The following is a 14,745-nucleotide window of genomic DNA, read 5'->3' as shown; positions in this document are numbered from 1 at the left end:
TATTTTCTCAATATATTGTGGCAATTGCAAATAAATGTACATATACATGCTCACAAATATCTAGCGACTGCTCTTCTTGAGTCATATGCTTCAAGAGCTGTCCATAATACAGGACAGCACTTACCGCCTGTGTTGTCACTTCTAGTTGATGCTTACTTAAAAAATGGTGAATCTCCTGCTTCGTTAACATAAAGGGCTGTCGACCTAATTGTTTACTAAAATGCAACAGCATCGTTTGCCATTCACTAGTAAACAAGGAGATGGCTGCTCCACCCTTCACTGGGATTCCAATGTAGGAAGGCATAGCAGTTAACGCAAAGTTTAATTCATAGCAATTTCGTAAAAATAAATCTTGCGCCCCCTTTTTACTATATAAAAGACGCGCAGATACAAATTGCCTACATGCTTGTTTATAAAGTTGCCAATACTGTTGAAATTCTTCTTGAGTAATTTGCTTCGGTATATAAAAAGGAAAGTGTTGTTGATTGACTGGTATTGTCTGAACTTTACCTATGAAAGTATGCCCATGTACATGAAGAAGATTCGTCCAATAAGTAAAATGGGCCGTCCTAGCGTTATACGTCATTAAATAAGGTACACCTGATGTATTTGTCATAAACGATTTTTGCAGCAATGGGGAAATGGTAATTTTGCTGATGCCGTTGATTGCATCTTTGCTTTGAGGCGTTTGAAAAAGCCAAATTACTTGTATATCGTTTTTTTCGTAGCCAGCTGTACGTTGTTGCCATTTTTCATGGGAGATTGTGCTACATTGAAATTCAATTGCATAGTGACGATCATTTATTGTAATGAGCAAATCCGGGCGTTGAGCAAGCTGCTTTAAAAATGGCTCTAGCTCCACTTGATATCCATGCTTTGTGAGCCATTCAAATAATTGCATTTTACCTTGGAGATGAAGTTTAGATTCACCTTCAGCGAACAATTGTGGACAATGCTTTTTGGCGAAGTGTGAAAAATGGGGAATATTATGTTGACCTACTTTCAATTGAACTGGTTCTAGACATTGAGGACAAAAAAATTTCATTTGTCGCCTATATCGTTGTAAAGCTTTCCTCGTATATTGATATGGGAGAAATAGCTGCTGTTTGTTGTTATAAGCTACCAGCATTTAATCAACTCCTTTTTAGTCAACTATAATGGAGTTGGTTTGCCCTCACAAAAATTAAGCAATTATTTCTTGAAATTTAAAAAATGCCGTCTCATATATCTTCATTCAGCAGATTTCACAGCATGAGCAGAGAGGCCTGTACAACGCTGGTCAATTAACCGATGATAGCTTAAATATGAATGCAAAAAAAGGACTGTAGCAAAACTCAATAAATTTACGAGTTTTACTACAGTCTAAAAAATGAGGTATTTTAATGCTTATGCAAAGTATTTTCGAACTGTTTCAAAGCAATTAAATTCCATAATCTTTTCACCGTACTCCTCTAGACGGTGAATGGTTAAATTGGATGGTGTTAAAAATTCCTTGATGACCGCATTTCGATCATGACGATTTAAATCCTCATCTGCGTTCCCGAAATCAACAACTAAATAGTACCAATCTTCATATTTGAATAATGAGGAATCCACTAATTCGTCTGTCATTCGTTTTGCGACAGGGATTAACTCATCAATATCTTTAAATTTATAAACATAAATGTCTGTATCCATAAATAACTCTGACTCATCCATGTCACCAAGTTGAGTTAGCTGGCTAAGAAGATCTTCTCCAACTTCATCGAATGGTGCAAACATTTCTTTGTGTTCATCAAAACTCGAATGACCATCTAATGTTTCACCGTCTTTTAAAATATGTGCACGTGTGACAATGATTTCTAAGCCTACTTCAGATGCATTGATGTGAATCCAAATCGGACCCTCTACATCAAAGTAATCCTCCGTGTTTACTTCATCAATCATATCCCAAAAAAGTTGCTCACCCTTTGCTCGATTGTACCAAATTTCTTCACGACTATAGCCGCGATCCTCTATATCATTATACGTAATAAAGAGCTTGAGTGTATTTTCATTTACACGTTCGATGTCCACTAGACCTCATCTCCCTTCACTGTCATATGCTGAAAAACAGTTTTGTTTCATTAGTATGCTTTTATTCTTTGTTTTTAACCTTCATACTGCATTTGTTTTTCAACCTTTGACCACACTCAGTAAAACCATCGAGGAACCGCAAACATGATTTTTTTTGTTCACAGTTGTCTCTAACTCTATTGTATGCTGTTCTGTCATAAAATGAAAAGGATATACACCGTTTCACAGAAGATATTTGAATTATTGAAATTGTAGTAAACTATTTAACTTAAATCAAGTTTAACATACTTTTACGGAAATATATGACTTTTCCCTATCAATTATTATACTTCATATAGAAGGTTTTACATAAGTAAAACATAAAAAAATAGATGTCACAACATGCATTCCACATTTGTAACATCTACAATATATATTATTCAAAATGAGTAGGTTTAATTCACCATTCGTTGCGCTTCTTGAAGCTGATATGCTCGAACTTTTCGAGGTAGGAAGCGACGAATTTCATCTTCATTATAGCCGACTTGTAGACGTTTTTCGTCCAAAATAATTGGTCGGCGTAATAAACCAGGATACTCCTGAATTAATTCATATAAACGTTGTAGTGGTAAACTTTCAACATCCACATTTAATTTTTGAAATATTTTTGAACGAGTAGAAATGATTTCATCTGTCCCGTCTTCTGTCATACGTAAAATTTTTTTAATTTCACTAATACTTAGTGGCTCAGAAAATATATTACGTTCTGTATATGGAATTTCGTGCTCCTCTAACCAAGCTTTCGCTTTACGACAAGAGGTACAACTTGGTGATGTAAATAGGGTTACGATCATTCTGACACATCCTTTCATTTTGTAATCATTATCTATAAACCAGAACCAAAGTGTTAAATTAGAATTAATGTAAAGTAAAATACACAGTACCATTATACAGTACTCAGCTGTATTTGAATATAGTTCCAATAAAAAAAGACTCAACCCGTCACAAATTATTCTGTCTCTTTATACAGCTTTTAATAAAGCGTATTTCCTTCTATACTTATGTGCTACTACTAACATTCCCACTTTCAGTGCATTTTAAACATCCAAGCATGTATCTTAGTTGTTCTCATTTAAAAAGAATAAACGAGAAAATTGTCAATTTGACGTGTACACCTAAACACAATTTTAATAAAAAATTTTATATTTATAACAAAATTACACAACAAAAAAAGCATATAATTTTTTCTCGAAAAAAACCACCGTCAAAAGTCTGACTTTACACAATGGAATCTTTATAATATAATTCTTTGCAAACAAATCAATTTGAATAATTTAAATTGAGAAAAACGCTGACGAAGAGTAGTACATATGTTCATTTCACGTTTAGAGAGTCTGTGGTTGCTGCAAACAGATCGTGGAGGCATATGGAATGGACTTCCGAGTTAGCTTTGTGAACGCTATTAGAAGCTATTAGCAAAGCTCGTCCCTTCACGTTACGAAGCTGAGTGGCCTTTTAGGCAAGCTGGGTGGTACCGCGGATTCAAAACATCATTCGTCCCTTCATTAGAAAAAATCTAATGAGGACGCATGATGTTTTTTTGTCTTTATCGTGAGGTGAAAAAGTGAGCAAAACGCCACTGACAACCGTCACGGAATTTGAATTCGAGGAGGAACTTTTAATGACAACTATTTTTTCAGGCGTACAGCCTACAGGAATCGTTACTTTAGGGAACTATTTAGGAGCATTCAAGCAATTCCCTGCACTACAAGACGAAGGAAATGCTATTTATTGTATCGTTGATCAGCATGCGATCACGGTTGCCCAAGATCCTAAAGAATTACGTGAAAGCATTCGTAAGCTGGCAGCTACCTATATTGCTACTGGCATCGACCCTAAAAAATCTACGTTATTCATTCAATCAGAGGTGCCAGCGCATGCTCAGGCAGGATGGATGTTACAATGTGTTACGTCTATCGGGGAGCTAGAACGTATGACACAATTTAAAGATAAATCACATGGTAAAGAAAGCGTTTCTGCTGCTCTTTTAACATATCCACCGTTAATGGCTGCAGACATTCTACTTTACAACACAAACATTGTCCCTGTCGGCGATGATCAGAAGCAGCATATCGAGCTAACTCGTGACCTTGCAGAACGTTTTAATAAACGCTTTGGTGACGTTTTAACAATTCCAGAAATTCAATTACCAAAAGCAGGCGCTCGTATTAAATCCTTACAAGAGCCAACAAAGAAAATGAGTAAATCTGACCCTAATACGAAAGCGACAATCCGTTTGCTAGATACTGCGAAGGACATTGAGAAAAAAATTAAATCAGCGGTTACGGATTCTGATGGTATTGTTGCATTTGATGTAGAAAATAAACCAGGTGTCTCGAATTTATTGACAATCGAATCGGCTATTTCTAGTATAGCCATTGAAGATTTAGTCAAAAAATATGAGGGAATTGGTTATGGTGGATTCAAGCAAGGTGTTGCAACAGCTGTTATCGAACATCTAACACCAATTCAAGAAAAATTCTATCATTTAGTAGAATCCTCTGAATTAGATGTCATCTTAGATGAAGGTGCTGAAAAGGCGAATGCGATTGCCAGTGCTACATTAAAACGCATGGAAGATGCAATGGGTCTCGGCCGCACACGTCGCTAATTTATGGCTTGTCTGTGGAGCGATCAAAGCCTAAATCAAGCACAACAGCGCAAATGATAATGCAGGCTCCTACCGCCATATAAAATTCCGTTGTTTGAAAAATAAATTTGAAAACAACCTTCCAGGAATAACCTAATGTTCGGTAATTTAAATACAATATGAGATTCCCTACAGAGAGAATCATTAAGCCATAGCTTACTAAAAATAAAAAGAGACGAAACACAGTAGAGGCATCCTTTCTATTTCTTCTTACTTATCATTTATTCACAAAACTATAAAAAAAGACGTCAGCCGTTTAAATTTGGCTGACGTTTTTTAAGTTTATATATTATGCTTCATATTTTTTGAATAGGAGACTGGCGTTGTGACCACCAAAACCAAGAGAATTACTCATCGCATATTGAATGTTTGCTTCTCTCGCTTCGTTTGGAACATAATCTAAATCACATTCTGGATCTGGATCTACTAAATTAATTGTTGGAGGTAAAATGCCTTCTTTTAAGGCTAATGCTGTGAAAATCGCTTCCACACCACCAGCTGCTCCTAATAAGTGACCCGTCATAGACTTTGTAGAGCTCATAGCAAGCTTATACGCATGATCACCAAAAGTAGTTTTAACAGCTTGTGTTTCAAATAAATCATTGTAAGGTGTGCTAGTACCATGTGCATTAATATAATCAACTTGTGATGGATCAACTCCACCATCTGTCAATGCTTGCATCATTGCACGTGCTGCCCCCTCACCCTCTGGAGCTGGAGCCGTAATGTGATGCGCATCACCTGTTGCACCATACCCTAAAACTTCAGCATATATTTTAGCGCCACGAGCTTTTGCATGTTCATACTCTTCTAGAATAACTATACCAGCGCCTTCTCCGATAATAAAACCATCGCGGTTTTTATCAAATGGACGACATGCTGCTTGTGGGTCTGGATTTAATGATAAAGCTGTATTTGCACAGAAGCCTGCCACAGCCATTGTAACGATTGGTGATTCAGCACCACCTGAAATCATCACATCTGCATCCCCACGTTCAATTACTTTAAAGGCATCACCAATGGAGTTTGTTCCCGAAGCACACGCCGTTACAGAACATGAGTTAATACCTTTTGCACCAACGTGAATAGATACTTGCCCTGAAGCCATATCAGGAATCATCATTGGAATGAAGAATGGGCTGACACGTCTTGCGCCACGCTCTTGGAATGTTAAAAATTGTTGCTCATAAGTTTCCATACCGCCGATACCAGAGCCAATCCATACACCCGCACGTGGAGCTAACTCTTCATCAATTGTTAATTGTGCATCTTCCATTGCCATAATGGAAGCGGCTAACGCGTAGTGCGTAAAACGATCCATTTTACGTGCTTCTTTACGATCAATATATTTTTCAATATCGAAATCCTTCACTTCTGCTGCGATTTTTGCTGCAAAAAGTTCTTTATTCAATCGTGTCAGCTCACCAATGCCAGATTTACCAGCCTTGATGTTAGCCCATGTTTCTTCGATGCTATTTCCTAGTGGTGTCACTGCGCCAATTCCTGTAATTACTACTCGTCGTTTACTCATTGTCTTACTCCCCTCAAGCATTTTTCCTTCTTATTTTCCCCATCTCATGGCTACGGCACCCCATGTTAAGCCGCCACCAAAACCAACGAGGACTAATAAGTCATCCTCTTTAATCTTACCTGCTTCGAGCTCATCTACCAAGGAAATACCAATAGATGCTGCTGAAGTATTTCCATATTTATGAATCGTTTTTGACATTTTTTCAGGTGGTAGCTCTAATCGCTCACGAGCAGATTCCATAATTCGTATATTTGCCTGATGCGGCACTAAAAAATCTACGTCTTCTTTTGTTAATCCTGCTTTCTCTAACACATTGACAGCCGATTCACCCATTTGACGTACAGCAAACTTAAACACTTCACGGCCATTCATTGTAATTGTGTCTTGCTGTGTTAAATAAAGGTTTTTGCCGCCTGTACCATCTGCACCAAGTTCAAATGATACAATACCTCTGCCTTCAGATACTGGCCCAACAATGGCTGCACTAGCACCATCACCGAATAAAACAGCTGTATTACGATCCTTCCAATCAATGACTTTCGACAGCTTTTCTACACCTACTACTAAGACATATTTATAAGTATTTGCCTCTACAAAGTGCTTCGCTGTCACTAAGCTATATATAAATCCTGCACATGCCGCTGCTTGATCCATCGCCGCCGCATTCACTGCTCCGATTTGTTCCTGAACCATACATGCTACACTTGGAAAAGTTTGATCCTGTGTGACAGTTGCTACAAGTATTAAACCAATTTCCTCTGGCGTAATACCCGCTTTTGCAATAGCTTCTTTAGCAGCTGCTACTGCTAAATCTGAAGTTTCCTGATCCTCTGCCGCAAAATGACGTTCTTCAATGCCTGTTCGAGTTCGAATCCATTCATCTGAAGTATCCATTATTTTTTCCAAATCAAAATTTGTAACGACCTTCTCAGGAACATATTTGCCAATTCCTATAATACCAGCGTTCATATAGCAACCCCTCAGCTTTCTTACTATCAATTATTAGTAACTGGTCATAATTATAACGCATACGAAAGGAAGGACGCAAGATGATTTAAAATTAATGTGTTTTAGACGTGGTGGAGATTTTATTTTTGGTGAGAGCTGACTCTTTATTAGGTTAGGCGAGAGTTTTGGCATTATCGTCATTTTTAAGCGGGTGAACTTCTACGTCATAGTACTGTTCACCTTTTTATGAGCGGAGTGTCTTACTTAGGGGCGCTTTCTACTAGCTCTGAGCCAAGTCCCTACTATAATTAGAGCGCTTCTTCACTCGTTACGAGCAAAAACCCTAATCGAGACAAATTCCCCTGACTCTTCTTCATTACAAAGCACACACTAACTTCCTATCATTAAACATCTGCATACCTTCTGCAAATCAAATGCTACGATATACCGTTGAATATAAATTGCAGATCCTCGTATTTGTTGTGACAAATTCGCCATGTTTCACATAAAAGGTTCATTTTTTTTCGATTTATGTTATGATATGATAATGAATATGAGTAAAACCTTATAATGAAAAAAGTTCGGTTGAGGTGAAATTAATGCAATATATCGTAACGTTCATATGGTCATTCCTACTAGTTTCTATGTTAAACTACGTAGTCAGCTCTGTACTTGGTGTACCATTTGATTTTAAAACAGGGGCAATCGTTTCTGTTGTATTCTCCATTCTAATCTTTATTATTGGAGCAATCATTCCAAACGACCCTACACCAGAAGCTGCAGACCATCATTAATTTATCTAGAAAAAACCTGTTCAGCATATTGCCGAACAGGTTTTTTCTGTTATTTTTCCACAACACATTGACCATCACGCATTTTCACATGCAAAGTTTCTCCTGGTAAAACCTCACCACGAAGCAGTTCTCTAGCTACTGCTGTTTCGATATGTCGTTGTACAAAGCGTTTTAATGGTCTCGCTCCAAACTGAGCATCCGCTCCTTGCTGTACTACCCAATCAATAACCTCTTGCTCGACAGATAAAGTAATTTCCTGTTCTGCCACACGTTTAATCAGTTGCTCTACGTACTTCCAAGCAATCGCAGTAAAATGCTTTGTAGATAAAGCATGGAAAAAGATAATGTCATCCATACGGTTTAATAATTCTGGTTTAAAATGTTGGCGTAGGGCCGCCATGACTAAGTCTTCAACAGCATTATCGCCTTCTTTTGCCTCCATTAAATAACTAGAGCCAATATTGGATGTTAGAATGACCACTGTATTTGTAAAATTCACCATACGTCCCTGACTATCTGTAATGCGGCCATCATCTAAAATTTGTAATAAAATATTCGCCACATCTGGATGTGCTTTTTCAATTTCATCTAGGAGGACCACGGAATATGGATTTCGGCGTACAGCCTCTGTTAATTGTCCGCCCTCCTCATAACCTACATAGCCTGGAGGAGCACCAACGAGACGAGACACACTATGTTTCTCCATGTATTCACTCATATCAATTCGAATAAAGTGATCTTCTGCATCAAATAACTGCGCAGCAAGTGCCTTAGCAAGCTCAGTTTTACCAACACCTGTTGGACCTAAGAATAAAAAGCTCCCAATCGGACGATGTGGATCTTTAATACCTGCACGTGCACGCCATACAGCTTCTGTTACTAATTGTACTGCTGTGTCTTGACCGACTACTCTTTCATGTAATGTATCCTTTAATCGTAGAAGTTTTTCACGCTCTCCTTCTACTAATTTTGTTACAGGAATTCCTGTCCAGCGGGAAACGATCGCAGCAATTTCATCTGCCGTTACTTCTTCACGTAAAATGCGGGATTCTGCCCCATTTTCTAACTGTTTTTCGAGTTCCTGAATTTCCTTTTCTAATGTTGGGATTTTGCCATGGCGTAATTCCGCAGCTTTATTTAAATCATATTTACTTTCTGCTTCATCTAAATCACGACGGTATTTATCTAATGTTTCCCGTTTTTTCTGAATGTCGTGTAACATTTCTTTTTCTGCTTCCCATTGTTGGCGCATGCCCTCTGAGGATTCTTTTAATTTTGTTAATTCCTCACGCAATTGCTCTAGACGTTTTTTACTTGCCTCGTCCTTTTCCTTACGTAATGCCTGTTCTTCAATCTCAAGCTGCATAATGCGACGTGTCACTGCGTCTAATTCCTGTGGCATCGAATCAATTTCTGTACGAATCATCGCACAAGCCTCATCAATTAAATCAATTGCCTTATCAGGTAAAAATCGCTCTGTAATATATCGGTTGGACAGTTCTGCTGCCGCAACAATTGCTCTGTCATGAATTCGTACTGCATGATGTAATTCAAAGCGTTCTTTTAAGCCCCGTAAAATGGAAACCGTATCCTCAATCGAAGGCTCACGTACAAGAACTTGCTGGAATCGTCGCTCTAAAGCAGGATCTTTTTCAATGTACATACGATACTCATCTAGTGTTGTAGCACCAATACAATGTAGTTCACCGCGTGCAAGCATAGGCTTGAGCATATTCCCTGCATCCATAGCACCGTCTGTTTTGCCTGCGCCGACGATGGTATGAATTTCATCAATAAATAAAATGATTTGTCCTTCTGAATCTTTCACCTCTTTTAACACACCTTTTAAGCGCTCTTCAAATTGGCCACGATAGCTTGCCCCTGCGATTAAAGCACTCATATCTAGCTCATATAACACACATTCTTTCAAGCCCTCTGGCACATCGCCTTTCACAATACGCTGTGCTAAACCCTCAACAATCGCTGTTTTACCAACTCCTGGTTCACCAATTAATACAGGATTATTTTTCGTTTTGCGTGTTAAAATACGAATGACATTTCGAATTTCCTCATCACGCCCGATAACTGGGTCCATTTTGCCGTTTTTAACTTCTTCAATCAAATTTCGTCCAAATTGCTCTAGTGGTTTTTTGTTATCTGTTTGTTGAAATTGCATAGCTAGCACTCCTTTACCATCATGTTTCTTATCATTGTTATACCCATTCTTGTTCTTTTAAAAAGTTTGACCTTTTTTGACTAACTTTATTTTACATCAATCGACATTGCTTCGCAAAGAAATCGCACTAAAATTTTTTCACGGATTATGGAAATTTACGTTATAATAATGGTATGTTTCTATGTTTTAGTATCGAAAAATCCACTATCCTTTTGTAATAATTGCCGTTTATTACAAAAAGAAAGCGATGTGTTGGAGATATGGTTTTAATGGATAATATGTTTGAAAAAATGAAGGATCTATTTCAAAAGCATGGTGTTTTTATCAAAGTGAATAAAGGAAATAAAATTTTTCTAGAGGGTGAACGGGCAAAAGAAATTTATTACATCCAATCTGGTGTGATTTCGATAAGCCAAGAAACCGAAACTGGCAAGGAATTAACTATTCGTATTTGTGGTCCTGACAGTATAATTGGAGAGGGGTCATTATTTTGTAACCTAGTCTATAATTCCATGACTGCAAAGGTATTAGAGCCTTCTACGATGTATGTGTTAAGTCGTAAATCATTGGAGCATTTACTAGAAGATCAGCCTACTGTTATGGTGGAATATATAAAGTGGTTGCAAACAGAAAACTTAAAGCATCAAAGTCGTTTGCGTGATTTAGTGTTAAATGGTAAAAAAGGTGCTTTATTTTCAACGCTCATTCGGCTTTCCAATACGTATGGTAAACCTTTAGAAAATGGCTCAATTTTTATTGATTTCCAGCTAACAAATACGGAAATTGCGAATTTGTGTGCAACAAGTCGTGAAATGATTAATCGTATGTTGAATGATTTAAAAAAACACGATATTATCACTTTTGATAAAGGCTTTATTACAATTCATGATTTACAATTTTTAAAAAATGAAATTGCTTGTGAAAATTGTCCATTACAAATATGCCGTATCGATTAATTTCGTTACAAACGAAATCCCTGCCTATAAAATATAGCAGGGATTTTATCGTGTTTAAAAACAAAACCATCCATAGCATTTTTGTGAAGGGTGAAAATGGATTTCCGTTGCAGGCTACTTGCTTTCCTGTGGGCGAGCGCCGAGCCGCTTCCTCCGTGCAGGGGCTCGCCTGTCTCGCTATCCCACGGGAGTCAAGTAGCCTTCCACTCCAATCCATAAAAATGTTTCTGTTTAGCAAGGTTTTCAAATAAAGTGAAGGTATTCATTACTCTTTATGGATGGTGTTGTCACTCATCACCTCTCCACATTGAAAATAAGAGTCTATCCTTTTACCACATGGGTGATTGGAGCAGCGGCTTATCGGACGCCCCCTGGAAAGGACGCTGGCGGAACGGAAATCAACCCCTCGCCTTGCTAAAGGTTCTTTTTCTACTATGAACATCATCTTTTTTCAACAACATGAAATCCCTGCCTATAAAATAAGCAGGGATTTTTAATGTTGCAATTTTAGCGTACGCCTAATGCCATTTTTGCATAGCGTGACATTTTGTCTTTTGACCAAGGTGGATTCCATACAATGTTAACATTTGTACTTTTCACTTCTGGAAGTTCCCCTAATGCCGTATTCACCTGATCCACAATAACTGGCCCAAGTGGGCATCCCATCGATGTTAATGTCATCGTAACAGTTGCTACACCTTCATCATCTAAATCTACATCATATACTAAACCTAAGTTGACGATATCAATCCCAAGCTCAGGGTCAATTACATTTTCTAAAGCACCAAACATGCTATCTTTCATATCTTGATCCATTCGTATTTCTCCTTCCATCATAGTGTTAACCTTATCATAGCAGATGCATCCTGTTATGCCAAATGCTGTGCAAGCCAGTCTGTTGCTGCTAGCATACCGTCACGTGGGACTGCATGTCCTGCCTTTTTGTTCACCATAAACTTTAAATATTCAGGGCTTGCTTGATAGTATTCCCGTAATGTCTCATAAAATTTATACGTTTCTTGGAAAGGTACTGTTTTATCTAATTCTCCATGCCAAAAGAAAACTGGACGACCTGCGAATTTTTCTGGCGTTAAACTAACATCATATTTAGCTAAGAGCTCATTCACTTTTTGAACATCTTCCTCTGACATCGGCCAATTGATACCGCTTTTTGCAAATTGCTGCAATTGATATTCACCTAATTTAATAAAACCTGGTGCACCCATACATATTGACGCTGTTTTTATCCAATCATAAAGTTTTAAACAGCCGGAGGTCACGATACCGCCCATTGAAGTACCTGCTATGCCAATATTATGACTGGCCAATAAATTTTTATTCCTTAATTCATCATATAATTGTTGCACTTCATGAATAGAATTTAAAACAATATCCCAAAATTTCAAGTTCATTTGTATTTCTGTAAGGCCTTCGCTACGGTCACCATGAAATTTTGCATCTGGTAATAGGACACGCACCCCCTTATGCACCAATTGGTATGCATAGTGTAAGTTATGTTCTTTCGCGCTCATAAAACCATGCAAAAAAATCACTACTGGGGTTTCTTCATTCATCTTGTCTGTATGTATATGTAATAAAGGAATATTTCCCCACACTTCTTTTTCTACAAACATTTTTGTCACTCCCAACTATTGTCTCATCTTTATGTTAGCAAACTTTTTTCACTGTGACAAAATTTTGACGAATGAAAGACAAAGAGATACTATTCAAACTATAGGAAAGGGGCAACGAGCTATGAAACCGCATTTAATCGTACTAGACTTAGATGGTACTTTATTAACAGACCAACAACAAATCTCAGCAAAAACGAAAAAAACATTATTGCAGGCTAAGGAATTAGGGCATCAAGTGATGATTGCAACGGGGCGTCCATACCGTGCAAGTGATCTTTATTATCATGAACTTGGGCTCACTACACCCATTGTCAATTTTAATGGCGCATATGTACATCATCCCAAAAATGTATCTTGGCAACATATGCACACACCGATTGATTTAAGTGTTGTACATGATGTTGTTGGATCCATCAATAGTTACGAGTATGAAAATATTATCGCTGAGGTAAAAGATGATATTTATGTACACACAGAAGATGATCGTATCTTAAATATTTTTAATATGGGTAATCCCAAAATCACACTTGGGGATTTATACACACATCTCTTGGAAAATCCCACAAGTTTATTAATTCAAGCAAATGAAGCGAATTCGGTCATTATACGTGACCATTTACAGGCGGTGCACGCAGAAGTTATTGAGCATCGTCGATGGGGCGCGCCACTTCATATTATTGAAATTGTACGTCGCGGCTTAAATAAAGCTGTGGGTATTGCGCATGTGGCAAAAGATTTAGGTATTCCACGTGAGCGTATCATCGCGTTTGGTGATGAAGACAATGATTTAGAAATGATCGAATATGCTGGACTTGGTGTAGCGATGGGGAACGGTATTCCAAGTCTTAAAAACATTGCCAATGAAATTACAGCAACAAATAATGATGATGGAATCGCAAAAATCCTCATTGAACGCTTGAAATTATCATAGTTAAGTAGTAAGTTCAAGTTAACATTCCATTTTTACCAGTTTAACTTTATTCAGTGGTACCCCTTCCATTTATCTTAAGTGAGTACCGACTGAATAAAGTTAAAAATACTTGATGAGTAAGTTGAAATTAGGGGGACAAGAGAATGAAGATTTTTACGGATAGTGGATGCGATCTACCGAAGTCTTACTATGAAGAAAATGATGTCGTGTTACTCCCTTTACGAGTGCAATTGAACAACAAAGAATATGAAGATGTCATTACGATTGATTCCAAAGAGATTTACGATGCCATCCGCCAAGGTGCTCAACCAAAAACATCACAAGTGTCACCTGAGCTGTTTTTAAAGCACTTTGAGGAACTAGCTAAAAATGAAGAAGAAGGCATCTATATTGCCTTTTCATCGGAATTATCCGGCACATATAGTACTGCTCAAATGATTCGCAATCAAGTATTAGAGCAATATCCTTCATTAAAATTAGTCATTATCGACTCTAAATGCGCTTCACTAGGACATGGTCTAGTTGTAGAGGAAGCAGTTCGCCTTCGAAATATAGGGGTATCCTTAGAGGATATGGCCTCTAAAATGAGTGCATATGCACCTCAGATGGAGCATTTATTTACAGTAGAAGATTTAGATTACCTTGCCAAAGGTGGTCGTGTATCCAAGGCCAGTGCCTTTTTAGGTGGTCTTCTGAGCATTAAACCTATTTTAAATGTAGAGGATGGCAAGCTGATACCTATTGAAAAGTCACGTGGTCGTAAAAAAGCACTTAATCGTATGTTAGATTTAATGCAGGAGCGTGGCGGAAGCTTTACGGATAAAATTGTTGGTATTAGTCATAGTGATGATGTGGCCTTTGCCAATGAAGTAAAGGCTTCTATTCAGGAACGTTTTTCTCCTCAAGCTGTTCAAATTACTATGATTGGCTCTGCAATCGGTTCACATGTAGGACCAGGCACTATTGCAATCTTCTTTACGAACAAAAGCTATCAAGGCTAATAAAAAGCATGTTAGGATTGCTCCTAACAT

The 14,745-nt window shown here is 37.8% G+C and carries 14 protein-coding genes and 1 other annotated feature; of the genes, 5 read left to right on the top strand and 9 right to left on the bottom strand.

From position 1 onward, the window contains the following. Positions 1–7: 7 nt before the first annotated feature. The 3 genes from AC6BKE_RS10765 to spxA all read right to left on the bottom strand — a co-directional run bounded on the left by AC6BKE_RS10765 (position 8) and on the right by spxA (position 2,885). Complete coding sequence (locus AC6BKE_RS10765) at positions 8–1,129, bottom strand: competence protein CoiA (protein WP_499856816.1); 1,122 nt, start codon at positions 1,127–1,129, stop codon at positions 8–10. Between the two features lie 257 nt (positions 1,130–1,386). Continuing rightward, positions 1,387–2,055 (bottom strand): adaptor protein MecA, encoded by a 669-nt coding sequence (gene mecA / locus AC6BKE_RS10760; protein ID WP_036126663.1) that lies wholly within the window; start codon positions 2,053–2,055, stop codon positions 1,387–1,389. Positions 2,056–2,489: 434 nt separating this feature from the next. Continuing rightward, complete coding sequence (spxA, locus tag AC6BKE_RS10755; protein WP_025116803.1) at positions 2,490–2,885, bottom strand: transcriptional regulator SpxA; 396 nt, start codon at positions 2,883–2,885, stop codon at positions 2,490–2,492. Positions 2,886–3,376: 491 nt separating this feature from the next. Next, positions 3,377–3,599, top strand: a binding site (T-box leader). A gap of 116 nt (positions 3,600–3,715) precedes the next feature. Between spxA and trpS the strand changes: the two genes are divergently transcribed. Continuing rightward, positions 3,716–4,705, top strand: coding sequence for a tryptophan--tRNA ligase (trpS, locus tag AC6BKE_RS10750; RefSeq protein WP_499856815.1), 990 nt, complete (start codon positions 3,716–3,718; stop codon positions 4,703–4,705). Position 4,706: 1 nt separating this feature from the next. Here trpS and AC6BKE_RS10745 read toward each other — a convergent pair whose 3' ends face one another. From AC6BKE_RS10745 to AC6BKE_RS10735, 3 genes are all read right to left on the bottom strand, one after another. After that, the gene (locus AC6BKE_RS10745) at positions 4,707–4,928 is read right to left on the bottom strand and encodes a YuzI family membrane protein (RefSeq protein ID WP_036126664.1); all 222 of its coding nucleotides are present in this window, start codon (positions 4,926–4,928) and stop codon (positions 4,707–4,709) included. A 105-nt stretch (positions 4,929–5,033) separates the two neighbouring features. Then, positions 5,034–6,275: a beta-ketoacyl-ACP synthase II gene (fabF, locus tag AC6BKE_RS10740; RefSeq protein ID WP_141904777.1), complete on the bottom strand. Its 1,242-nt coding sequence runs from the start codon at positions 6,273–6,275 to the stop codon at positions 5,034–5,036. Between the two features lie 30 nt (positions 6,276–6,305). Next, a complete protein-coding gene (locus AC6BKE_RS10735; RefSeq protein WP_089934871.1) occupies positions 6,306–7,244 on the bottom strand; it encodes a beta-ketoacyl-ACP synthase III in 939 nt (312 codons plus the stop codon). 578 nt (positions 7,245–7,822) lie between these two features. Here AC6BKE_RS10735 and AC6BKE_RS10730 point away from each other — a divergent pair. Beyond that, a complete protein-coding gene (locus AC6BKE_RS10730; RefSeq protein WP_004227469.1) occupies positions 7,823–8,017 on the top strand; it encodes a YjzD family protein in 195 nt (64 codons plus the stop codon). A 49-nt stretch (positions 8,018–8,066) separates the two neighbouring features. On the opposite strand, the gene AC6BKE_RS10725 is transcribed toward AC6BKE_RS10730, so the two are convergent. Further along, positions 8,067–10,193: an ATP-dependent Clp protease ATP-binding subunit gene (locus tag AC6BKE_RS10725; protein ID WP_080717137.1), complete on the bottom strand. Its 2,127-nt coding sequence runs from the start codon at positions 10,191–10,193 to the stop codon at positions 8,067–8,069. Between the two features lie 269 nt (positions 10,194–10,462). On the opposite strand from AC6BKE_RS10725, the gene AC6BKE_RS10720 reads away from it, so the two are divergent. Continuing rightward, entirely contained in the window at positions 10,463–11,149 is a 687-nt protein-coding gene (locus AC6BKE_RS10720) for a Crp/Fnr family transcriptional regulator (protein WP_036126671.1), read from the top strand. 507 nt (positions 11,150–11,656) lie between these two features. Here AC6BKE_RS10720 and AC6BKE_RS10715 read toward each other — a convergent pair. Beyond that, positions 11,657–11,965, bottom strand: a complete 309-nt coding sequence (locus AC6BKE_RS10715; RefSeq protein WP_036120908.1) for a metal-sulfur cluster assembly factor — start codon at positions 11,963–11,965, stop codon at positions 11,657–11,659. A 53-nt stretch (positions 11,966–12,018) separates the two neighbouring features. Continuing rightward, on the bottom strand, positions 12,019–12,783 hold the full coding sequence (locus tag AC6BKE_RS10710) for a prolyl oligopeptidase family serine peptidase (RefSeq protein ID WP_036120911.1): 765 nt from the start codon (positions 12,781–12,783) through the stop codon (positions 12,019–12,021). Between the two features lie 121 nt (positions 12,784–12,904). Between AC6BKE_RS10710 and AC6BKE_RS10705 the strand changes: the two genes are divergently transcribed. Further along, positions 12,905–13,714 (top strand): Cof-type HAD-IIB family hydrolase, encoded by an 810-nt coding sequence (locus AC6BKE_RS10705; protein ID WP_036120914.1) that lies wholly within the window; start codon positions 12,905–12,907, stop codon positions 13,712–13,714. Between the two features lie 143 nt (positions 13,715–13,857). Beyond that, positions 13,858–14,715: a DegV family protein gene (locus tag AC6BKE_RS10700; RefSeq protein WP_058843814.1), complete on the top strand. Its 858-nt coding sequence runs from the start codon at positions 13,858–13,860 to the stop codon at positions 14,713–14,715. Positions 14,716–14,745 lie beyond the last annotated feature (30 nt).

The organism is Lysinibacillus sp. COL-1 (assembly GCF_059814265.1).
This window is presented reverse-complemented; position numbering and strand designations above follow the sequence as displayed.